The 22,411-nt window shown below is 63.3% G+C and carries 21 protein-coding genes; 10 read left to right on the top strand and 11 right to left on the bottom strand.

Translation table 11 applies throughout. The annotated features are described in order from the left end of the window. Positions 1–100: 100 nt before the first annotated feature. A complete protein-coding gene (gene pncA, locus AC1DYO_RS01080) occupies positions 101–715 on the top strand; it encodes a bifunctional nicotinamidase/pyrazinamidase (RefSeq protein ID WP_477259468.1) in 615 nt (204 codons plus the stop codon). A gap of 22 nt (positions 716–737) precedes the next feature. Here the strand turns inward: pncA and AC1DYO_RS01075 are convergent, their stop codons facing one another. Beyond that, a complete protein-coding gene (locus AC1DYO_RS01075; RefSeq protein WP_181056607.1) occupies positions 738–1,421 on the bottom strand; it encodes a hypothetical protein in 684 nt (227 codons plus the stop codon). A gap of 314 nt (positions 1,422–1,735) precedes the next feature. Here AC1DYO_RS01075 and AC1DYO_RS01070 point away from each other — a divergent pair, with 314 nt between their 5' ends. Then, positions 1,736–3,109, top strand: a complete 1,374-nt coding sequence (locus tag AC1DYO_RS01070) for a sodium:proton antiporter (RefSeq protein WP_477259870.1) — start codon at positions 1,736–1,738, stop codon at positions 3,107–3,109. On the opposite strand, the gene AC1DYO_RS01065 is transcribed toward AC1DYO_RS01070, so the two are convergent. The 8 genes from AC1DYO_RS01065 to gcvA all read right to left on the bottom strand — a co-directional run bounded on the left by AC1DYO_RS01065 (position 3,110) and on the right by gcvA (position 12,238). Then, positions 3,110–3,832: an ABC transporter ATP-binding protein gene (locus AC1DYO_RS01065; protein WP_477259466.1), complete on the bottom strand. Its 723-nt coding sequence runs from the start codon at positions 3,830–3,832 to the stop codon at positions 3,110–3,112. After that, positions 3,829–4,554: an ABC transporter ATP-binding protein gene (locus AC1DYO_RS01060; RefSeq protein ID WP_477259464.1), complete on the bottom strand. Its 726-nt coding sequence runs from the start codon at positions 4,552–4,554 to the stop codon at positions 3,829–3,831. Before AC1DYO_RS01060 ends, AC1DYO_RS01065 begins: the two co-directional genes overlap by 4 nt. Next, positions 4,551–5,513 carry a branched-chain amino acid ABC transporter permease gene (locus AC1DYO_RS01055; protein WP_477259462.1) on the bottom strand — a complete coding sequence of 321 codons (963 nt, stop codon included), beginning with the start codon at positions 5,511–5,513 and terminating at the stop codon, positions 4,551–4,553. The genes AC1DYO_RS01060 and AC1DYO_RS01055 overlap by 4 nt, the downstream gene beginning before the upstream one ends. Beyond that, positions 5,510–6,391: a branched-chain amino acid ABC transporter permease gene (locus AC1DYO_RS01050; protein WP_477259460.1), complete on the bottom strand. Its 882-nt coding sequence runs from the start codon at positions 6,389–6,391 to the stop codon at positions 5,510–5,512. The genes AC1DYO_RS01055 and AC1DYO_RS01050 overlap by 4 nt, the downstream gene beginning before the upstream one ends. Before the next feature lie 207 nt (positions 6,392–6,598). Then, a complete protein-coding gene (locus tag AC1DYO_RS01045) occupies positions 6,599–7,903 on the bottom strand; it encodes an ABC transporter substrate-binding protein (protein WP_477259458.1) in 1,305 nt (434 codons plus the stop codon). Between the two features lie 253 nt (positions 7,904–8,156). Then, entirely contained in the window at positions 8,157–9,599 is a 1,443-nt protein-coding gene (locus tag AC1DYO_RS01040; RefSeq protein WP_477259456.1) for a hypothetical protein, read from the bottom strand. Between the two features lie 197 nt (positions 9,600–9,796). After that, complete coding sequence (gene pncB, locus AC1DYO_RS01035; RefSeq protein WP_477259454.1) at positions 9,797–11,101, bottom strand: nicotinate phosphoribosyltransferase; 1,305 nt, start codon at positions 11,099–11,101, stop codon at positions 9,797–9,799. A 168-nt stretch (positions 11,102–11,269) separates the two neighbouring features. Beyond that, positions 11,270–12,238, bottom strand: coding sequence for a transcriptional regulator GcvA (gene gcvA / locus AC1DYO_RS01030; protein ID WP_477259452.1), 969 nt, complete (start codon positions 12,236–12,238; stop codon positions 11,270–11,272). A gap of 207 nt (positions 12,239–12,445) precedes the next feature. Between gcvA and speB the strand changes: the two genes are divergently transcribed. From speB to AC1DYO_RS00990, 8 genes are all read left to right on the top strand, one after another. Continuing rightward, positions 12,446–13,507 (top strand): agmatinase, encoded by a 1,062-nt coding sequence (gene speB, locus AC1DYO_RS01025; RefSeq protein WP_477259450.1) that lies wholly within the window; start codon positions 12,446–12,448, stop codon positions 13,505–13,507. A gap of 93 nt (positions 13,508–13,600) precedes the next feature. Then, entirely contained in the window at positions 13,601–14,383 is a 783-nt protein-coding gene (locus AC1DYO_RS01020; RefSeq protein ID WP_477259448.1) for a transporter substrate-binding domain-containing protein, read from the top strand. A gap of 6 nt (positions 14,384–14,389) precedes the next feature. Further along, on the top strand, positions 14,390–15,046 hold the full coding sequence (locus AC1DYO_RS01015; RefSeq protein WP_477259447.1) for an amino acid ABC transporter permease: 657 nt from the start codon (positions 14,390–14,392) through the stop codon (positions 15,044–15,046). Then, positions 15,043–15,690, top strand: coding sequence for an amino acid ABC transporter permease (locus AC1DYO_RS01010; RefSeq protein ID WP_477259445.1), 648 nt, complete (start codon positions 15,043–15,045; stop codon positions 15,688–15,690). The genes AC1DYO_RS01015 and AC1DYO_RS01010 overlap by 4 nt, the downstream gene beginning before the upstream one ends. 68 nt (positions 15,691–15,758) lie before the next feature. After that, entirely contained in the window at positions 15,759–16,847 is a 1,089-nt protein-coding gene (locus AC1DYO_RS01005; RefSeq protein WP_477259443.1) for an ABC transporter substrate-binding protein, read from the top strand. Between the two features lie 137 nt (positions 16,848–16,984). Beyond that, positions 16,985–18,022 carry an ABC transporter ATP-binding protein gene (locus tag AC1DYO_RS01000; RefSeq protein ID WP_477259441.1) on the top strand — a complete coding sequence of 346 codons (1,038 nt, stop codon included), beginning with the start codon at positions 16,985–16,987 and terminating at the stop codon, positions 18,020–18,022. Continuing rightward, positions 18,019–18,873, top strand: coding sequence for an ABC transporter permease (locus AC1DYO_RS00995; RefSeq protein WP_477259439.1), 855 nt, complete (start codon positions 18,019–18,021; stop codon positions 18,871–18,873). Before AC1DYO_RS01000 ends, AC1DYO_RS00995 begins: the two co-directional genes overlap by 4 nt. Further along, positions 18,870–19,673, top strand: a complete 804-nt coding sequence (locus tag AC1DYO_RS00990) for an ABC transporter permease (protein ID WP_477259437.1) — start codon at positions 18,870–18,872, stop codon at positions 19,671–19,673. Before AC1DYO_RS00995 ends, AC1DYO_RS00990 begins: the two co-directional genes overlap by 4 nt. 279 nt (positions 19,674–19,952) lie before the next feature. Here the strand turns inward: AC1DYO_RS00990 and ccoS are convergent, their stop codons facing one another. Further along, positions 19,953–20,099: a cbb3-type cytochrome oxidase assembly protein CcoS gene (ccoS, locus tag AC1DYO_RS00985; protein ID WP_477259435.1), complete on the bottom strand. Its 147-nt coding sequence runs from the start codon at positions 20,097–20,099 to the stop codon at positions 19,953–19,955. Next, positions 20,096–22,384, bottom strand: coding sequence for a heavy metal translocating P-type ATPase (locus AC1DYO_RS00980; RefSeq protein WP_477259433.1), 2,289 nt, complete (start codon positions 22,382–22,384; stop codon positions 20,096–20,098). Before AC1DYO_RS00980 ends, ccoS begins: the two co-directional genes overlap by 4 nt. Positions 22,385–22,411 lie beyond the last annotated feature (27 nt).

Below are 22,411 nucleotides of genomic sequence, written 5' to 3'. Positions count from 1 at the left end.
GGTTGACGCCAGCCAGTATCTGGTCAAGTTTCTGCATCCGGTCGCATCCGCGGCGTTTTTCACTCGATCCCCGCTCGAGACGAAGAAGAGGAGAGGCGCCATGGCCGACGAAGCGCTTGTTGTCATCGACCTGCAGAACGACTTCTGCCCCGGCGGCGCGCTGGCGGTTGCCGGCGGCGACGAGATCGTGCCGCTGGTCAACGATTTGATCCGGCACGCCGAGCATGTCGTGCTGACGCAGGACTGGCACCCGGCCGGACATTCGAGCTTCGCCTCCAGCCATCCGGGCGCGCAGCCTTTCAGCGCAATCGAGATGCCCTATGGGCCGCAGACGCTGTGGCCCGACCATTGCATTCAGGGCAGCCTTGGCTCGGACTTTCATTCGGGACTCGCCTGGACCAAGGCCGAACTGGTGATCCGCAAGGGATTTCGCCCAGCGATCGACAGCTATTCCGCCTTCTTCGAGAACGACCACAAGACACCGACCGGGCTCGGTGGCTACCTCAAGGAGCGCGGTATCGATACTGTGACCCTGGTCGGCCTGGCGACCGATTTCTGCGTTGCCTTTTCAGCGCTCGATGCGGTCAAGCAAGGCTTCAAGACGACGGTGCGGCTCGACGCCTGCCGCGGCATCGATCTCAACGGCTCTGTCGAAGCGATGCTGAAGCGAATGCGTGAGGCCGGGGTGATGCTCGAAGATCAAACTTCGGACTGATGGCTACCCAAATCCTGTCGAGCTATTCGACCTTGACCAGCAACAGCCCGTAATACAGGCCGTTGCCCTGGATCGAAGAGTTCGAATTGCTTTGCACGGAGCCGCCGAACGATGCCTTCAGGGATTCGATTACCAGGCTCTTCACTTCCGCGGACGCGCCGCGCTTGAAGTTGGCGGTATAGACCACGTCGGCCCTGATCGCCCCCTTGGTCTGATAGGCGATCGATTTCTTCTTGAAGCTCTCGACAAGGTCGGCGCAGACAGGTCCGAGCTGCGACCGGATGGTGGCGAGGTCGTCGAAGGCCAGTTGCTCGATCTTCACATTGCTGAACTTCATGGTCACGGATTCGACATTGCTCACACCGGCACTGATGCCGAGATCGGCCAGCGCCGTGGCGTCGAGCTTGAAGGTGCCGTTGAACTCGCGTGATGCTTCCGACGAGGCCGCCGTGTCGATGATCGGTGGCGGCGCATTGGTGAAATCGGGGCGGCAGAGGTAGGTCAGCTTCAGCGGCGAGGCAAAGCCGGAACCCTTGACCGATGTCACCAGCGAGCCCGGGCCATAGGCCGTCGACGGCAAGGCGACGGCTTCGTAGCCGAGCTTTTGTATGGCCGCGGTCGGCGATGGCGACGGCGCTATCGGATCCGGCGTGGTGCAGCCCGCCAACGCGACTGCCCCAAGGACAGCGGCAACTCTCCTGAACATGTGACGCCCCCAGAATTCCCTGAAGTAATGAAGCACGGCAGGAAAAATCATGCAATGCGATTTACTTGGGCAGGGAAGACATGCCGAAACAAAGTCGCCCACAGTGTCTTTACCGCTACATGGGCTGGTGTCGCGACGAAGCTTGTTTCGGCCTCGATCCGCTTCGCGCACCGACCGGCGGAAGCGACCGGGGTTGCGCCGCGCGGCTGGAGCGGCCATTGATCCTTGCAACACGCAATCAGACCGGCAGAGGTTCCATGCGACCATCGACAGGCAAGACCGCCCTCCTTGCCAGCCTGTTTCTCCTGGCAACAATGGTGGGCGCTTCGGCGGCCGAAGAGCACGGCCTGCCGGGTGCAGCAATGTCGTTGTGGTGGGGGCTGCCGTTTGCCGGCCTGCTGCTGTCGATCGCCACCGGACCGCTGCTGTTCCACCATGTCTGGGAGCATCACTACGGCAAGATCGCCGCCGCTTGGGCGGCGCTGGTGGTGGTGCCGCTGGCGATCGCTTTCGGCATGTCTTTGGCGAGCGAGGCGGTGCTGCACACGCTGCTCACCGAATACATGTCGTTCATCATCCTCTTGTTCGCGCTCTACACCATCTCCGGCGGTATCCTTGTCGCCGGCAACATCCATGGCACGCCGCTGGTCAATGCCGGGCTGCTGCTCGTCGGGGCGGTGCTGGCTTCGGTGATCGGCACCACCGGCGCCTCGATGATCCTGATCCGGCCGATGCTGCGCGCCAATGACAACCGGCCGTTCAACGCCCATGTCGTCATCTTCTTCATCTTCCTGGTGTCCAACATCGGCGGCTCGCTGACGCCGCTCGGCGACCCGCCATTGTTCGTCGGCTTCCTGCGCGGCGTCGACTTCTTCTGGACGACCACCAATCTCTGGCGCGAGACGCTGTTCACCGGCGGCCTGGCGCTGCTTGTCTTCCTGGCCATCGACATCGTGCTGCATCGCCGCGAAGGCGGCGCGCCGAAGATCAAGGATCCGACGCCGGATACGAAGGTGCGCATTCGCGGCCTGGCCAATCTGCCGCTGCTGGCCGGCGTCATCGGCGCCATCCTGCTCTCGGCGGCATGGAAGCCGGGCGTGAGCTTTTCCGTTCTGGGCATCAGCCTCGAACTGCAAAACCTGGTGCGCGACGCCATCATCCTGGCGCTGGCCGGGCTGTCGCTTGTCGTCTCCTACAAGAGCCATCGCGAGGCGAATGGCTTCAACTGGGGCCCGATCGCGGAGGTGGCACAACTGTTTGCCGGTATCTTCATCTGCATCGTGCCGGTCATTGCCATCCTGCGCGCCGGCCATGACGGCGCGCTGGCGCCGCTGGTCGCGCTGGTCACTTCGCCCACCGGACAGCCCAACGATCTCGCCTATTTCTGGCTGACCGGCGGTCTGTCGTCCTTCCTCGACAATGCACCGACCTATCTGGTGTTCTTCGAGCTGGCCGGCGGCGATGCACAGCATCTGATGACGGAGTTTGCTTCGACGCTGGCGGCGATCTCGGCGGGCGCCGTGTTCATGGGCGCCAACACCTATATCGGCAACGCGCCCAACTTCATGGTCTACGCCATCGCCCGGCATCGCGGCGTGAAGATGCCAGGCTTCTTCGGCTACATGGCGTGGTCGGGACTGGTGCTGATCCCGATATTTTTGATTGCCGGGTTCCTGTTCTTCGGCTGATCATCCCACACCCACATAGCGCCGGACCGCCGACGGGTCGGCGCGAAGCTGCTCGACATCGACGGTCTCGCGGTTGCGGCCGTTTTCGATGAAGCAGACGCGGTCGGCGACCGATAGCACGGCGTCTACCCGCTGCTCGACCAGGATCGTCGAGACGCCAAGTTCACGCAACTTCACCACCGTCTCGCGGATCTTGGCGATCATCGACGGCATCAGGCCTTCGGTCGGTTCGTCGAGCAGCAGCACCTGCGGCTCAAGACAAAGCGCGCGGGCCATCGCCAGCATCTGCTGCTCGCCACCGGACAAGGTGCCGGAGCGTTGCCGCAATCGTTGGCGCAGCAATGGAAAAAGGTCGAGGACGTTTTCCCGCACGGCCTTGCCCTTGCCGCGCGCCATCAGGCCGATCTCGATGTTTTCCGCTACCGTCATCTCGGCGAACAATCGCCTGCCTTGCGGCACATAGGCGACGCCGGCCTTCGGCACCTCATGCGCCGGCAGGCCGGCCAATTCCTGGTCCCCCAGCCGGATCGAGCCGGCCTCCGCCGGCACCAGGCCCATGATTGCCTTGAGCGTCGTCGTCTTGCCGGCGCCGTTGCGGCCGAACAGGCACAGCACCTCGCCCTTGTTGAGGACCAGGTCGAGCCCGTACAGCACCTGGACCTCGCCGTAGAAGCAGTCGAGCCCGGAGATGGTCAGCGCCTCGGTCTTAGGGGCTTCGGTCATGTCGCGGTCCCCAGATAGGCTTCCTGCACCTGGGTGTTGGCGCGGACCTGTTCGGGCGTACCTTCGGCCAGGATCCTGCCGGCGTTGAAGACAGTGATGCGGTCGGCCAGCTGCATGACGACCGGCATGTTGTGCTCGATCAAAAGCACGGTGGCGCTTTTGGCGATCTCGCGCACCAGCTCGATGAAATTGTCGATCTCGCTGTCGGCCAATCCTTGCGTCGGCTCGTCGAGAATCAACAGCCGCGGCTTCAGCGCCAGGCCCATCGCCACTTCGAGCAGGCGCTGATGGCCATAGGAGAGCTGGCCGGCCGGCATGTGGGCGCGGTCGGCGAGGCCGGTGCGCTCGAGTGCCGCCATGACGCCGGTGCGCACCGCACCTTTCGAGCGGCCATCGGTCAGCGTGCGCTGCACCGGCAGCGCAACATTGTCGTAGGCGGAGAGGTTGGCGAAGACGCTGGTGATCTGGAAGGTGTAGGCGATGCCCTGGCGTACCCTGAGATAGGCCGGCTGGCGGGTGATGTCGGCGCCGTCGAAGACGATCATGCCCGAGGACGGCTGGATGCGGCCGCTGATCAGACTGACGAAAGTGGTTTTGCCTGCACCGTTGGGGCCGATGACGGCGCGGATCTCGCCCGGCATCAGCTGGAAGTCGACACCGTCGACGGCGCGCAGACCGCCGAAATTGCGCGCCAGGTTCTTTGTCGTCAGCAGCGGCATCATGGCAACCACCCGAGCCAGCGCTGGCGGATGGTGCCCAGAATGCCTTTGGGGAAAAATAGCACCAGAAGGATGAGCGCTATGCCGACGATCAGGAGATAGGCCGAGGTGTAGCCACTGGCGATGTCGATGACATAGTACATGAACACCGTGCCGATCAGCGCGCCCAGCGTCGTGGCGGCGCCGCCGAGCAGCACCCAGAGTAGCGGCAGGATGGAATACTGCACCGAGGCAAAGCTCGAACCGACATAGCCGAACAGCAGCGCATAGGCGGCACCAGAGGCTGCACAGATGGTGCCGGAAACGACGACGGCGATGAGCTTGTTCGAAAAGGTGTCGTAGCCCAGCATTTTCGTGCGCTCCTCGTTCTCGCGCACGGCGACCAGAACGCGGCCGTAGCGGGAGCGGACGATGGCGAGCGTGATGAGCAGCACGACCGAGAACAACGCCAGCGCGCTCATGTAGCGCACGATCGGGTTGGTGAGGTCGAGCGACGTCGCGCCGAAATTCAGAACTCGCGCTGGCTGCGGCACGACCAGGCCCTGGTCGCCGCCGGTCCAGGCGGCGAAATAGAGGATGGTGAGGTAAAACACCTGCGCGAACATCATGGTGACGATCATGAAAGCGACGCCGGTGGTGCGCAGCGCCAGCAAGCCGATGACCAGCGCCAGCAACGCGCCGCAGGCGATGCCGGCGAGGAAGGCCAGTGGCACGTTCCAGCCGAGATGGATGACGGCGAGGCCTGCGCCATAGAGCCCTGCGGCAAAGAACATGGCGTGGCCGAGGCTGAGCAGGCCGACATAGCCGAACAGCATGTTGTAGCCCATGGCGAACACCGCCAACACCATGATGCGGGCGAGCAGGCCGTGATGGTAGTCGGGCAGGACGAAGCTCAGCGCGAAGAGCAGCGCGATGACGCCGAGATGCAACGCATAGGCTTTTGCCGGCGACGCTTCGCTCATCGCGACGCTTGCCCGAACAGGCCTTGTGGCCGGAACACCAGCACCATGGCCACCAGCAGCGTGGCGATGATCTTGGCCAGCGTCGGTGAGAAGAACACCGAGATGATGCCGTCGGAGAGGCCGATCAGCACAGCAGCAACGACCGTGCCGCGCAGCGAACCGAGGCCGCCGATGATGATGACGATGAAGGAGAGCAGTAGTGGGTCTTGCCCCATCAAATAATGCGCCTGGCTGATCGGCACGATCAGTACGGCGGCGATGGCTGCCAGCATGGCGCCGAGCGCAAAGACGCCGGCATAGACGCGGTCGACCGGAATGCCGAAGGCCTGCGCCGTCTCGCTGTCATATTGCGTGGCGCGCATGATGAGGCCGATCTTCGTGCGCGTCAGCACCAGCCAGGTGGCGACCAGCAGAAGCGCCGAGGCGGCAATGATCGACAGCTTGTAACCGGAATAGCCGAACCAGGGCAAAAGGATGCGGTAGCTGAAGGGCGGCTCCACCGGCCGCGCTTCCGGACCGTAGAAACTCAACGCCAGCTGCTGGATGATGTAGAGCATGCCGATGGTGGCGACGATAGTGGCTTCCGGATTGTAATTAAGCCGGCGCAGCACCAGCCGCTCGGCAACCAGTGCAATGGCGCCGACAATCAGCGGCGCGATCACCAGTGCGGCGAGGAAGCCGACCGTGGGATGGCCGGGGATAGCCGTCGAGATGGCCCATGCCAGCACCGCGCCCAGCATGAAGAACTCGCCATGGGCGACATTGACGACGCGCATGACCCCGAACACCAGCGACAGCCCGAGCGCCGTCAGCGCCAGTACGGCTGAGGTGACGAGGCCTTCGAGGGCGGCGAGGAGGAGATGGGGTCCAAAGTGCATGGGCTAGGCACCAGCGGATGCGCGAGGCACCCCCCTCTGCCCTGCCGGGCATCTCCCCCTCAAGGGGGGAGATTGGCTGTACCTGCGACGGCGCCTCTCGGCCATCGTTGGTAGTTGGCGAAACCCGCCGTGAAATCCAATCTCCCCCCTTGAGGGGGAGATGTCCGGCAGGACAGAGGGGGGTAGCCTGGCGCTCACGCTGCTAAGCTACAGCGCCTGCGTCGTATAATCCCCCTCGGCCTCGTACAGCCCGTCCTCGATCTTGGTCTTGTGGACGACATTCATCTTGCCGCCTTCGACCTTGGAGATGTTCTGGATGCCGAAACACTGGTGGATCTTGCCGTTGAACGTCTTCGGCCCCTGCGGATGCTCCGGTCCTTCGGCGAATTCGGTCAGCGCCTCGGTCGCCTCGACCAGCTTGCCGCGGTCCTCCGGACCCTTGTAGCCAGCATCTTCCATCGCCTTCTTGACGACATAGAGCGTTTCCCAGCAGCCGAACATGTGGGCGGCGGTGGAGACGTCCTTGGGGTCGCCGACGGCAGCGCCATTGTCGTCGATGCCCACGGCGGCGCGGTAGGCCTTTTGCGCGGCTGAGTCATCCGCCTGGGCATAGCGCGGCGAGCCTTCCCAGAAATGGCTACCGTCGAGGAATTCGAGGCCGGGGCTGTTGATGTCGGTGGCTTCGAGCGAATCGATGAAGCCGAACAGCTGCGGCCGGTTGGAGCCGTAGAACTCGCCGAGTTCCTTGACGAAGGTGAGCACGGCCGGGCCGACCATGACATGGTAGATGACCTCGGTTTCGGCCGGGATCTGTGGAAAATACTTGGTGAAGGAGGATTCCGTCGGCGGGATGGCGATCTGGGCGATGACTTCGGCGCCTTGCGCCTTCAGTGCTGGCGGCAGGTAATCGCGATGGTCGTAGCCGAAGGCGAAATCGGGGAAGATCTGCGTCACCTTCTTGCCGGCATTGGCGGCAATCCACGGCGCCATCGACTGGATCTGGCTCTTCACGTCGGTGATGCCGGGCTGGAAGACGTAGCGGTTGAGCTTGGTCGAGGCGACGTGGTGGCCTTCACTGACGACGAAATAGGGGATCTTGTTTTCGCCGGCGGCGGGCGCGGAGCCGATCACGACATGCGAGAACAGTGTACCGAAGACGATGTCGGTCTTGTGCTGGGTGGCGAACTTGCCGACCACTTCGGCGCCGCGGCCGGGGTCGGTGCCGTCATCCTCGATCACCAGTTCAACCGGACGGCCGTTGATGCCGCCGGCATCGTTGATCGCCTTGACCGCGGCCGCACTGGTCTTCTCGTACCAGCGGCCATAGGCGGCGCCGATGCCGGTGCGGTGCGACTGGAAGCCGATCTTGATCGGCGCCGAGCTCTGCGCCTGCGAGTAGCGGACGAAGCCCGGCGCGAGCGTCAGACCGGCGCCTGCGGCGAGACCTTTTAGCGCCGTGCGGCGGCTAAGAGTGCTTTTGGAGAGGTCGAAAAACCCATTCTTGTCAGTCACGGCAGTTCCCCTGTTTTTGAGTTTTGACTGTCTGTAACGAGGCAAGGCCACTCCCTTGCAGGAGGGGCAGAAATCGCATGTATACAAACTAAATCATCAAAGCTTCGACCTGGCAAGCGGGCTTTCCTCTCCAGCGCCGCGCGTCCGTTAGGACGCGTAAAGGATGCTGGAGCATTTTTAGTGTGCGCATGATCCTTTCCGAAAATCGAATCCGATTTTCGGGTCATGCGCTGGGCATGCCGGTCGCCTTTTGTCATCCCGCCGTCGGCGTGGCAAGCAACCAGAGGCCGAAGATGGTGTAGGCGATCATCAGCACGGTGAGCGGCAGCTGGCTGAGTGCGGCGCGCGATGGCACCGAGTGCAGTCGCCAGGCCAGACCATGGGCGACGAGCACCGCCAGCATATGGCCGGCGATGATGATGCCGGCCTGCACATTCCACAGCCACCAGGCGGAGTCGGCGCCGGCGACGATGCCGGCTTCGATCTGCATGTCGGCGGTGCCGAACAGGTTCCAGCCCAGCGCGAACGGGTCGGACAAAGCGGCCATCGCATACTGGCCGTCGACCAGCAGCGCCGTCAGATAGTGGGCGACATGATAGGCGAGCGCGATCGGCACGATCGACCAGACCAGCAGTCCTGCCGCTTCGCCAAGGGAATGCCGGCTGCCGGCAAGGCGCTGGCCGAGGATGATGGCCAGCATGAACACCGCCGCCAACAGAATGAAGGTCAGCACCAGGCCAAAACTGCCGATGCCGATCAGCACGGTGCGGCCGGGATATTCCAGCGGATTGATGCCGAACAGGCCGAGCCAGAAGAAGGTTTTCGACAGGCCGTCGAACGACACCGATGACAGGCTGAGCAGCAGGAAAGCGATGCCGCTTGCCGGCAGAGGCGCGGCGCCGAGCAGTTTGGCGCCGGCCCAGCAAAGGTTGAGCCGGCCTTTTTCGTCGCGTTCGACAGGAGCAAAACGCGCCACCATGGCGAAGAACACCGTCAGGAATTCGCCGCGCCTGCTCCAGTTGGGGTAGCCGACGATCAACATTGCGATGAAGGTGAACAGCCAATAGAGGCCGGCGGCATATGCCAGCCGCGCGGGGTCGTCGGGCGCCGGATCGATCAGCTCGAACCAGGCGAAGGCGAAGAACAGGATGACGGCCGGCCAGAAGCCGAGCCATTGCAGCAATCGCGATTCCTGCGCCTCGGCATCGCGCTGGCCAATCAGGCGGGTGACGACGCGCCATGGGCCGTACCAGGGATTTAGCCAGGACCAGAGATCGCCAAGCAGACCTTGCGTGATGGCGAGGCCGACCCAGAGCAGCGTCCAAATGACAAGCGGGAGCGGGTTGGAGAGCGGGTCGCGGCTGCCGAACTGGCCGGCGGTGATGAGGGTTACGAAGCCGGCAAAGGAGATCAGGCTGACGATTGTGCGGGGCACGTTGGTAAACCCGAAGAGTGGCAGGCGGCGACGCCAGAAGCGGTCGAGTGTGTCGGGTGGCAGGAGAGCCAGGATGAGGAAGCTGACGGCGACGGCGAGCGCTCCGCCGGCGATGTAGTAGCCGGTGGGGAGGAGGAGGACGTGGCCGCGGTCGGAGGCGTGGGCGAAGGTCGGGGTGGGGAGGGATGCGAGGGCGATGGTGAGAGGGGCTAACCGTTGACGACAGCACTCTACGGCGCCCCCCTCTGTCCTGCCGGACATCTCCCCCACTTGGGGGGAGATTGGCGGTTTCGCCGGCGGCTCTTCCCTTGCAATGTTGGAGATTGGCGAAGGTGGAGATGCGAGCGTAATCTCCCCCCTCGTGGGGGAGATGTCCGGCAGGACAGAGGGGGGCGCGAAGGAACTCAGCCTATCCAACCTTGCCTACTCGCATCGCGATGCCGGAGCTTCGGCCGCCTTCAAACCTTGACCAGCTGCTCCACGCGGTCCTTCGCCCCGAAAATCCTGAGATAGCGCTCGATCTCTTTCTTGTCGCCCGTCGCCTTGGCCGGATTGTCCGACAGCTTCACCGCCGGCCTGCCATTGGCCTCGGTCACCTTGCAGACCAGCGAAATGGCATCGAGGCTGTTGGTTTCGGTCGGCGCGCAGCCTTCGAAGTCGTTGGTGAGGTTGGTGCCCCAGCCGAAGGACATGCGCACCTTGCCCTTGAAGTGCTGGTAGGTCTCTTCGATGGTCTCGACCTCGAGCCCGTCGGAGAAGATCAGCAGCTTCTGCCTGGGGTCCTTGCCCTTCTCGCGCCACCAGTCGATGATTTTCTCGCCGCCTTCGATCGGCGGCGCGCTGTCGGGACGGAAACCGGTCCAGTCGGCGACCCAGTCCGGCGCGTCGCGCAGGAAGGATGCGGTGCCGAAAGCGTCGGGCAGCACGATCAGCAAATTGCCGCCATAATAGCGCTGCCAGTCCTGCAGCACCTTGTAGGGCGACTGCTTCAGTTCCTTTTCGGTATTGGCAAGGGCGGCAAACACCATCGGCAGTTCATGCGCGTTGGTGCCGAGCGCTTCGAGGTCGTTGTCCATGGCAAGCAGCACGTTTGAGGTGCCGGTGAAGGCTTCGCCAATGCCTTCCTTGAGCGCCTCGACGCACCAGCGCTGCCACAGGAACGAATGGCGGCGGCGGGTGCCGAAATCGGAGATGCGGATGCCGGGCAATGCCTTCAGCCGCTCGGTCTTGGCCCACATCTTGGCCTTGGCGCGGGCGTAGAGCACGTCGAGCGCGAACGGGCCGTAGGCGCGCATGGCGGCGCGGGAACGAAGCTCATTGATGATCGCCAGCGCCGGGATTTCCCACAGCGTGGTGTACATCCAGGGACCGCTGAAGGAGAGCTCATACTGGCCGTCGCGCTTGGACAGCTCATAGTCCGGCAGCCGGAAACCTTCCAGCCAGGCGAGGAATTCCGGCTCGAAGATCTGCTTGCGGCCATAGAAATTGTTACCGCCGAGCCAGATCATCTCCTTCTTGGAAAAGCGCAGCGTGCGGGCATGGTCGAGCTGGTCGCGCAATTCGCCTTCGTCGATCTCGTCGGCCAAGCGCACCGATGTGGTGCGGTTGATCAGCGAGAAGGTGGTGTCGACCTTGGGATACATGCCCCAGATCATCTGCAGCATCAGCAGCTTGTAGAAATCGGTGTCGAGCAGGCTGCGGACGATCGGGTCCAGCTTCCAGGTGTGGTTGTAGACGCGCCGCGCTATATCGGTTCTTGCCATGTCCTGCCGTCGCCTTCGCTGCTCACGTCTGTCTTACGCAATTCCGGACGGAAAACCGCCGCACGCTTTCCTGGAATTGCTTGGCAAGAGCTTATTAGCATTGAATTTTTGAAAGCGCTTCCCGCTTTCCGGGCTGGCCCGACAAAAAGCAGTCGCTCCGGTCCAGCCTCAACTCTTGGAGCCGACCATCCGCAGCGCCGGGCGCTTCCTGCGGCTGCCGATGCGACCGGCCACCGGCGCGTCGGCGCGGCTGTCGGCCTGTTCCTTTTCGGCGAACAGCCAGTCGACGAACAGTTGCACAATCGGCGCCGAGCGCATCTCGTTGCGGCAAACGACGTAGAAATCGTCGACCGCCGGCACCGACAGGCTGAACGGCGCCACCAGCAGGCCCCTGGCGAGCAGCATGCTGGCGGTCACGGAATCGCCAAGCGCCACGCCATGGCCATGCACCGCGGCCTCGATGGCCGTGCGGGCATCGCCGAGATGGTGACGGCGGCCACGCTCGAGATCCAGCCCGTCGGCGGCGGCCAGCCAGGTGTGCCACTCGCGGCCGTCATCGCCATGCAGGATGACATGGTCGGCAAGATCCCGGCAGACGCGGATCGGCCGGTTGTTGATCAGCGTCGGGCTGACCACCGGGAACAGTTCGAGGCCCGACCATTTGCGCATCCAGCAGTCGGTCCAGCTGCCGTCGCCATAGAGCACGCAGACATCGACCTGCGGCGCGCGGATGTCCTTGGGGTCGTTGGAAGGGATCAGCGTCAGCCTGATGTCAGGATATTGCGCCATGAAGCTGCCGAGCCGCGGCGTCATCCACAAAAGCAGCAGCGCCGGCACGCAGGAGACCGACAGCGTGCCGGCGCTGGCCGGTCTCGTCATGCGCTGGGTGGCGGCGGCGATGCCATCGAAGGCGGTCGACACCGCCGGCAGCAGTTCGGCGCCATGCGGTGTGAGCTTTACCCGCTGTCCGGTGCGCTCGAACAGTTTTACGCCCAGCGATTGCTCAAGCGCCTTGATCTGGTGGCTGATGGCGCCGTGGGTGACATTCAGCTCCGCCGCCGCCTTGGTCAGCGAGGCATGGCGCGCCGTCGCCTCGAAGGCGCGCAGGGGATTTAAGGGGGGCAGACGCTTGGCCATGAGCAACCGGAAACTCTGTGAGTTTTTCTCACAACCGACACCCTAACAATATCAATTGATTTTTCAATGCGGCTGCCGGACACTTTGGCAGGTCAACAGCATCAGTGACGTGAAATCTGCAGGCAGCCAGCGGGACAGCGACCCGGCCGGATGATGGTCAGTTCGCAAACGCTGCCGCATGCACTGGCCCGGCAGGAGGAGACCGACATGGGTTATGATCGTGGCAAGCTCGAGGCGCTGCGCCGCAAATATGGCGAGAGCCATGGCGGTGAGATGTTCGACCCCAAGTTCCGCCAGGTCGCCGACAAGATCTTCACCAAGACCGGCACCAGGCTGGCGCCCTATTCCGGCATCCCGACTTTCCTCGCCGCGCCCTACCGCGAAATAGCAGCCGACAATCCGGATTTCGGCGACTTGCAGGTGGCGATCATCGGTGTGCCGATGGATCTCGGCGTCACCAACCGGCCCGGCTCGCGCTTTGGACCCAGGGCGCTGCGCGCCATCGAGCGCATCGGCCCCTACAATCATGTGCTGGAATGCGCGCCGACGCATGAACTGCGCGTTGCCGACATCGGCGATACGCCGTTCCGCAGCCGCTACCGGCTGGAGGTCAGCCACGAGGACATCGAGCGCCGCACCAACCAGATCGTCGATGCCGGCGTGCTGCCGCTCTCGGTCGGCGGCGACCACTCGATCAGCCATCCGATCCTGAAGGCGGTCGGCAGACAAGCGCCGGTCGGCATGATCCATATCGACGCCCATTGCGACACCAGCGGGCTGTTCGACATGACCAAATTCCATCATGGCGGCCCGTTCCGCAACGCAGTGCTGGACGGTGTGCTCGACCCGACCCGCACCATCCAGATCGGCATTCGAGGCTCGGCCGAATATCTGTGGGAATTCACCTACGAGTCCGGCATGACCGTGGTGCATGCCGAAGAGGTGACTGGGCTGGGCATCCCCGCCATCATCGAGAAGGCGCGCAAGATCGTCGGCGACGGCCCGACCTACATCTCCTTCGACGTCGACAGTGTCGATCCGGCCTTCGCGCCGGGCACCGGCACGCCGGAGATCGGTGGCCTGACGACGCGCGAAGTGCTCGAACTGCTGCGCGGCCTGAAAGGCCTCAACATTGTCGGCGGCGACGTCGTCGAGGTAGCGCCGCAATACGACGCCACCACCAACACCGCCCATGTCGGCGCGCAGGTTCTGTTCGAGATCCTGAGCCTGATGGTGTTCAGCCCGGCCATTACGAGCAAGGGGGCCTGACGGACTTTAAATGCAAAGGCGGCCGCCGCGCTGGAGCCGGCGGCCGTTTCAAAACAAACAAGCTTCCAGAAGGGAACCACAATGAATTTTCACATGAAATCAACCGTCGCCGCCGCGCTGATGCTCGCCGGCCTCGGCCTTACCGCGCAAGCGCATGCCGACGCCGTCGACGACATCACCAAGGCCGGCGCCATCAATGTCGGCATCTTTTCCGACTTTCCGCCCTTCTCCTCGGCGAGCGCCGATATGAGCATCAAGGGCTATGACGTGGACGTGGCGCAGGCCATCGCCGACTCTCTGAAGGTGAAGCTCAATCTGGTCAGCGTCACCGGCCAGAACCGCATCCCCTACCTCACCGACAAGCGCGTCGATATTCTGATGAGCGTCGGCTATTCCAAGGAACGCGAAGAGGTGATCGACTTCGCCGCCGCTTACGCGCCCTACTACATCGCCGTCATTGGCCCGGCAGCACTTTCGGTCAAAGGCAAGGAAGACCTCGCCGACAAGTCGATCGCGGTCAATCGCGGCACGCTGGAAGATACCTCGCTGACCGAAGCGGCACCGGCGTCGGCCGACATCAAGCGCTTCGACAACTACAATTCCGTCATCCAGGCCTTCATCTCCGGCCAGACCCAGCTGATGGTGGTCGGCAACGATGTCGGCGCCCAGGTGCTGGCCAAGCAGGACGCGCTGAAGCCGGAGCAGAAGTTCCAGCTTTTGACCTCGCCCTCGCATATTGGCCTCAACAAAAAAGAGGACCGGCTGAAGACGGCGGTCAATGATGCGGTGGCCAAGATGCTGGCCGACGGTAAGCTCGACGAGAGCTCGAAGGCCTGGCTAAAGACGCCGCTCAATCCTGACAATCTGAAGGATTGAGTTGCCGTGGCCTTTGGCTGGCTTGCAGGCGCCCTGGGCGACATCGCGCGCGGCGCGGCCACGACGATCCTGTTGATCGTCGTGACCACGCTCGTGGGTACGCTGCTCAGCATCCTGGGCGCTGCAGGCCGGCGCAACGGCCCGGTGTTCGTGAAGCGTGCGATCGCGGTCTATGTCGAGGTGATGCGCAACACGCCGTTCCTGGTGCAGCTGTTCTTCATCTTCTTCGGCCTGCCCAGCCTCGGCATCAGGCTCGATCCGATCCTGGCCGCCATGCTGGCAATGACGCTCAACATGGCGGCCTACACGATTGAAATCGTCGGCGCCGGTCTCGATGCCGTGCCCGGCGGACAGACAGAAGCCGCTCTTTCACTGGGGCTTCGGCCACGCCAGGTGTTCATCAAGATCGTGCTGCCGCAGGCGCTGACGGTGATCTACCCCGCGCTGACCAGCCAGATCGTCATCATGATGCTGGAATCGGCCGTGGTGTCGCAGATCGCGGTGCGCGAGCTGACCTACGAGGCCGACATGCTGCAGGCGCGCACGTTCCGTTCCTTCGAGACCTATTTTGTCGTGACCCTGGTCTATCTCGCTTTGTCGATGGCATTGCGCCGGGCACTGGTCACCGGCGGGCGCCGCGTTCTGGGAGCCGGCGTGTCATGATCGAATTCACTTTCTGGGACATCGTTCGCAACCTTTTGCTCGCCGCCCGCTGGACGGTGCTGTTGTCGCTGGCGGCCTTCGTCGGCGGCGCGCTGGTTGGGCTGATCGTGCTGTTCTTCCGCATCGCGAAGAATAAATGGAGCCGGCGCATTGCCTCCGGCTATATCGCACTGTTCCAGGGGACGCCGCTGCTGATGCAGCTGTTCCTGATGTTCTTCGGCCTGCCGATGCTGGGCCTGCGCATCGAGCCATGGACGGCAGCCGTGCTCGGCCTCACCTTCTTCGCCAGCGCCTATCTCGCCGAGATCTGGCGCAGTGGCGTCGACGCGCTGCCGCGCGGACAGTGGGATGCCGGCGCCAGCCTTGGCCTGCACCGTCTGCAGGAGCTGCGGCTGATCATTCTGCCGCAGGCGTTCTCGATCACCAGGGCGCCGATCGTCGGCTTCCTGGTGCAATTGATCAAATCGACGGCACTGACCTCGATCATCGGCTTCGAGGAGCTGGTCAGGACCTCCAACGCAATCAACAACGCCACCTTCGAACCGTTCAAGGTTTACGGACTGGTGGCGCTGATCTTCTTCGTCATGTGCTTTCCACTGACGCAATACGCCCGTACGCTCGAACAACGAGCGGCGGCCCACTGACGCCAGGCGGCGACAGTGCGTGAAGGGAACCTGCCGGCATTGAACGGCATCAACTGAGGAGAAACCGGATGAACAGACTGATCGGAAAATCCCTGACACGGCGCGGCGTGCTTAGCGCGGGCCTCGCCACCGCAGGCGTGCTCGCCATGCCGTCGATCCTGAGGGCGCAGGACAAGTCACTGAAGGTCGGCGTCTATGGCGGCTATTTCAAGAAGTCCTTCGACGAGCACGTCTTCCCCGACTTCACCAAGGCAACCGGCATTGCCGTGGAATCGGTCGCCGAGCCGACCGGCGAGGCCTGGCTGGTGCAGCTGGAGCAGGCGGCCAAGGCCGGTCAGGCGCCGGCCGACCTTTCGATGATGTCGCAGACCTCGACGCTGAAGGGCCAGTCGACGGAATTGTGGACGCCGCTCGATACGTCGAAGTTCAAGCACTATGGCGACCTGTTGCCGCGCTTCATCAATAAGTATCCGGATGGCCGCGTCGCCGGCATCGGCGCCGTCGCCTGGTGGATCACGCTTGTTACCAACACCGACGTCTACAAGGATGCGCCGAAATCGTGGGATGCGCTGTGGGACAAGGCCAATGAGGACAAGCTCGGCCTACTGGCGCTTGCCTCCAATTCGTTCCTGCTCGAAGTGACGGCCAAGACCTTCATGGGCGGCACCAATGCGCTCGATACCGAGGACGGGCTGAACAAGGCGTTCGAGAAGCTCGCCGAGCTCAAGCCGAATGTCCGCCTGTGGTATCGCGACGAGGCGCAGTTCGAGCAGGCGCTGAAGTCGGGCGAGATCCCCATGGGCCAATACTATCACGACGTCACCGGGCTTGCGGTCGCCGACGGCTTCCATGTCCGCTCGACCTTCCCGAAGGAAGGCGGCATCCAGGATTCCGGCAATTGGGTGCTGTCGCGCGCCTCGACCAAGGTCGACGAGGCGCATGTCTTCATCGACTATATGAGCCAGCCGTCTATGCAGGGTGTCATGTCGCGCAAGGTCGGCACCACGCCGACGCTGAAGAAAGAAGTGCTCGACCTCAAGCCGGAAGAGTTCGCCGCGGTGTCGTCGGACATCGATCCGATCATCCCGCGTTACGACCTCTATACGTCGAAGGCCGACTGGATCAACCAGAAGTGGACCGAGCTGATCGTCGGGTGAGCGCCTAAGAGCTCGCCTGACCTCGCATAATGCCTCTCCCTGTCAGGGAGAGGCAGCCGATCGCCGAATTCCCTTTCGCATCGCGAAGCGGGGAAGCAGTGCCATTCGCAATATCCTCCGGTTTACAGGATCAACTCATGTCCGGACTAGACATCAACGCCATCACCAAGATGTTCGGCAATTTCGCCGCCGTCGACAATGTCCAGCTCAACGTACCGCATGGCACGTTCGTGTGCCTGCTCGGGCCGTCGGGCTGCGGCAAGACCACGCTGCTGCGCATGATTGCCGGGCTGGAGGAGCCGACCAGCGGCGCCATCGTGCTCGACGGCGAGGACATCACCCCGCTGCCGACGCACAAGCGCAATCTCGGCATGGTGTTCCAGTCGCTGGCGCTGTTTCCGCATCTCTCCGTCGGCGACAACATCGCCTATGCGCTGCGCATTCGCGGCGCCTCGAAAGAAGAGCAGAAGAAACGCGTCGACGAATTGCTGAGCCTGATCCATCTGACCGGCTTTGCCGACCGTCCGGTGGCGAAACTGTCGGGCGGCCAGCGCCAGCGCGTGGCGATTGCCCGGGCACTCGCTCTGTCGCCGAAACTGTTCCTGCTCGACGAGCCGCTGTCGGCGCTCGACGCCAAGCTGCGCGAGGCCATGCAGGTCGAACTGCGCCAGCTGCAGCAGCGGCTCGGCATCACCACCATCGTCGTCACCCACGACCAGCGCGAAGCCATGACCATGGCCGACCTCGTCGTTGTCATGGGCCACGGTAAGATCCTGCAGGCGGCGCCGCCGATCGAGATCTACCGCAAGCCGGCCGATGCCTTCGTCGCCGACTTCATCGGCATCACCAATCTGCTGCCGGCGGAAGTCGACGGCGCTGGACGCACCACCATCCTAGGCACAGCCATTCCAGGCCTTGCCATCCCGGCGGGTCAGACCAAGGCTTCGGTTTCGGTGCGTCCCGAGGACGTGCATCTCGGCAGCCCCGGCGGCTCGGCCATTACCGGCGAGGTGAGTTTCGTGCGCGACCTCGGCGGCACCATCGAGACCTTCGTCGATGTCGGCGGCACCAGCATCATTGCGGTCACGACACCGCGCGAGCGGCATGACGTGCCGGTCGGCGCCAAGGTCGGCGTCACGCTGCCGCCCGCCAGCTGCGTGGTGCTTGGCGCATGAGACGCGAAGCTCCGAAGTCGGTAGCCGACTACACGCCGCTGTTCTTTCCAGCGCTGATGCTGGTCGTCTTCTTCGTCGTGCCGTTCTCGACGATGATCGCGGTCAGCTTCTTCAAGCGCAATCCGGCCGGCTTCTACACGCCGGACTTCGTCTTCGACAATTACGCCCGCTTCCTGTCGGGGTTCTTCGGCGGCGTGCTCGGCTTTTCTCTGATGCTGGCGGTGCTGGTCGCGGTCTGCTGCGTCACCATTGCCTTTCCCTTCACCTACCTCCTGACAAGGCGGCCGCGCCGCGTGCAGACGCTGTGGCTGGTCGGCCTCTTGTCGGTGCTGTCGCTGTCGGAAGTCATTATCGGCTTTGCCTGGTCGACACTGTTTTCGCGCACCGCCGGGATCACCAACCTGTTCGTGGCGATCGGGCTGATGGACAAGCCGGTGGCGCTGCTGCCGACCTTCGGCGCGGTGCTGACGGGCATGGTCTACCAGGCGCTGCCTTATACCATACTGGTGCTGTATCCCGCCCTTGTTCGCCTCGACCCGACGCTGCTCGAAGCCGCGCGCACGCTCGGCGCCTCACCGATCCGAGCCTTCTTCAACGTCGTCGCGCCGGCGCTGCGCAACACCATCGTGGCGACGCTGATCATGGTCTTCGTCTTTGCGCTCGGCTCCTACCTGCTGCCGCAGATTCTGGGGCGGCCGCAACACTGGACGCTGTCCGTGCTGATCACCGACCAGGCGATCTACCAGTCCAACATGCCGTTCGCCGCGGCGATGGCGGTGTTCCTGGTGCTGATCTCGCTGGCGTTGGTCGGACTGACGCTGCTCGTCGGACGCCGGGAGAACGCCCTATGACCGCGACCTTGCTGCGCCGTGTCTATTTCACCATCGTCGCCCTGTTCCTGGCGGCGCCGCTGATCGTCGTCGCTGGCGTGTCGGTGAACTCGCGGCAGGAACTCTCATTCCCGCCGGTCGGCTTCTCGCTCGCCTGGTATGCTCAGATCTTCACCGATCCGGAATGGCGGCTGGCACTGATCCATTCGGTGACGCTGGCCGTCTGTTCGGCGGCGATTGCCGTTGCGGTGGCGCTGCCGCTGGCCTGGTTCCTGTGGCGGCGCATCGCGCCGTGGGCGAACATTTTCCAGGTGCTGGGGCTGGCGCCCTTCATCCTGCCGCCGGTCATCACCGCGCTCGGCTTTCTCAGCTTCTGGGCGACGGTCGGGCTGTTCGGCCAGTTCTTCACCGCCATCATCAGCCACGCCATCTTCTTCGTGACGCTGCCGCTGGTGACGCTGTCGCTGGGCTTTGCCTCGATCGACCGCTCGCTGGTCGAGGCCGCCGCGACCATGGGCGCCGATGACCGCATGGTGCTGAAGACGGTGGTGCTGCCGCTGATCCTGCCCTACCTCGTCTCGGGCTACGCCTTCGCCTTCGTGCTGTCGCTCAACGAATACATCGTCGCCTATATGACGATCGGCTTCACCACCGAGACGCTGCCGATCAAGATATTCAACGCGCTGCGCTATGGCTACACGCCGACCATGGCCGCGGTGTCGGTGTTCTTCGTCGCGGTGGCGGCACTGGTGTTCGGCTCGATCGCCCGGTTCGGCGATATCCGCCGGCTGCTCGGCGCGATGTCGTCGGACGGCAACTGAGCGAATTCATTTTGTAACAGAACCCCTCGATCATTGCTCAGAACCTCCAATGCCATCAAGGCATCCTATGCACCCGCGGATGCGGCACTTTGCGCCTCAACTCCGTCATAGAGGCAACCTTTGCCTCCGCCCGGAAGCGGACATCGTGGGTGACAATGCTGGAGGTCATGTTCGCGCCATGAGCGGTCGTCGGTGAGTGCCGAGGTCGAGTGTCATCCGGTCACAGGCGGCTCCATACCGTTAGCCAGCTTGACCGAGCCACGCTGGTTTCCTCGACTATTACTCTCGATCATCATCCATAAGGATTCGCTCGGCCGCGCCGTCGAGATCGTCATACTGTCCTGAACGCAGCGTCCACATGAAGGCGGATAGCCCTACAAGGCCCATCAGGATTGCGATCGGCACCAGAACGGACAGGTAGCTCATGATGCTGGTACCATCGCTTGATTGGCGTGGGTGGGTGCGGCTTGCGAGCGGGTCAGTTTTCCGGGGGTGCCAAGACGAAGAGCGTTGGCCACAACGGCAATCGAAGAGAGCGACATGGCGACGGCTGCCACAAGAGGCGTCACGTGACCGAAGACGGCGACCGGTACCGCGATGATGTTGTAGCCGATCGCCAGCGTGAAATTCTGGCGAATCAGGATCCCTGCATTGCGCGAGATTTCGAGAGCGTGCGTCACCGCCGAAAGGCTCTCGTGCAGGAAGACGAAGTCCGCGGCGTTGCGGCCAACATCGGCCGCTGTCGCGGGAGCCATGGACACATGCGCGGCCGCAAGCGCTGGAGCATCGTTCAGGCCATCGCCGACCATCAGAACCGTGCCTCCGGCCTTGCTCAGTTCGGCGATGCACGCAACCTTGCTGGATGGAAGCAGTTCCGGCATGTAGCTGTCGATCCGGAGAGACGAGGCCAGTTCTTCGACGACAGATCGTCGATCCCCGGAGAGGATCCCGACAGCAAGGCCTTGCCGCTGCAACCGGCTGACCGTCTCTCGAGCCTCAAAACGGGTGCCCTCCTCGAACACGAAGCGGGCCAACGGCGCGCTGTCCTTCACGAGGAGTGAAACGGACAAAGCGCCCTCGTCGGAAATTGCGAATTTGCGGCCAAGCGCCCAGTCCGGGCGCCCGAGTCGGTAGGTTTCGTTTCCCGATTTCGCTTCCAGCCCGCAGCCCGGATATTCCAAAATCCGGTCGAACTCATGAAGTGCCTGGCAGCCGTTTTGTCCAGCGTCCGCGATGGCAACAGCCATTGGATGCCGGGAACGGGCGGCGATCGCCGCTGCCGTTCCCAGGGAAGACGTTTCAATGTCGCAGGCGTTGACGAGGCGCGGCTTTCCGAGCGTCAGTGTTCCCGTCTTGTCGAATAGCACCGTATCGACTTCCGCAAGACGCTCCAGCGCCGAGCCGTCCTTGATCATGATGCCTTTTTCGAAGAGCCGACGAGCGGCCACGACCTGGACGATGGGGACGGCAAGTCCCAATGCGCAGGGGCAGGTGATGATCAGGACGGCGATCGCGATCGTGATGGATGCGTGCCAGTCCCTGGTGGCGGAGATCCAGCCGAGAAAAGACACCAGGGCAATTCCATGGACCACCGGAGAATAGAGGGAGGAGGCCCGGTCGGCCAGCCGGCGGTAACGCGCCCGTCCGCCTTCGGCTGCCTCCATCATGCGGACCATTTCGGCAAGGAACGAGTTTTCGGCACGCTGGGTCGTCCGGATTGTCAGCGGCCCCGTAAGGTTCATCAACCCGGCCTGGATCGTGGTCCCTGGTCCGGCGTATTTGGGTGCGGCCTCGCCCGAAACCAGCGAGCAATCGAGTTCGGAAGTGCCTTCCGTCACCACTCCATCGAGAGGGATTCGATCACCAGCGGCAACGAGCAAGGACGCTCCGGGCTCGATCTCGCCAACTGGCACATAGCGCCTCTGGCCATCGGCTTCGATGACCATTGCGCCGGCAGGCGCCAGCCTGGCCAGGCCAGCCACCGCCGAGCGCGCCTTTTCGCGCATCACATGGTCGAGTGTACGGCCGATCAGCAGGAAGAACAGAAGCGATGTCGCAGCATCGAAATATGCATGAGGGGCGTTGTGGACGGTGTCGTAGACGCTAAGCGCGAAGGCAAGCGTAACACCGACCGAAATCGGCACGTCCATGTTGGTCCGTCGGTTGCGAAGCGCGGACCACGCTGAAGCGTAGAAAATCCGCCCCGAGTAGATCAGCGCGGGCAGCGCAAGCACCGCCGATATCAAGTGGAAGGCCTGGCGTGCGCCCGCATCGGCGCCTGACCACACAGATACGGACAGAAGCATGATGTTCATCGCCGAGAACCCGGCAACGGCGAGCGCCCGGATGAGCCGCGAATACTCAGGATCGCTCCGATCGGATTCGATCGAGAATACATGTGCATCGTAGCCGACGGCGCGCAGAGCCCCGATCAGATCGGGCGTGTCGTTTTCGCCCGCACGCCAAGTGACGGTGACGCGCTTCATGGACAGGTTCACGCGGGCAAATTCAACACCGGGCAGTGTCGACAGGGTTCTCTCGACCGATGCGATGCAGGCCGCGCAATGGACACCGGGGACCGAAAGATCGATCTGGCGGATGCCGCTGCCGAGATCACGGCTGGCCAGGCGGATTTCGTCCGCCGGGTTCGACCGATCATCGATCCCTGCGATCGACAAGGCAGCCTCAGCACCAGGCGCGCAACAGCTCATGAGCCATCCGCCTTTCGCAGACTGAGC

The sequence above is a fragment of the Mesorhizobium sp. P2_F5 genome, assembly GCF_056403715.1.
The sequence above is the reverse complement of the archived record's forward strand: the minus strand, read 5'-3'. Positions and strand labels throughout refer to the sequence as shown.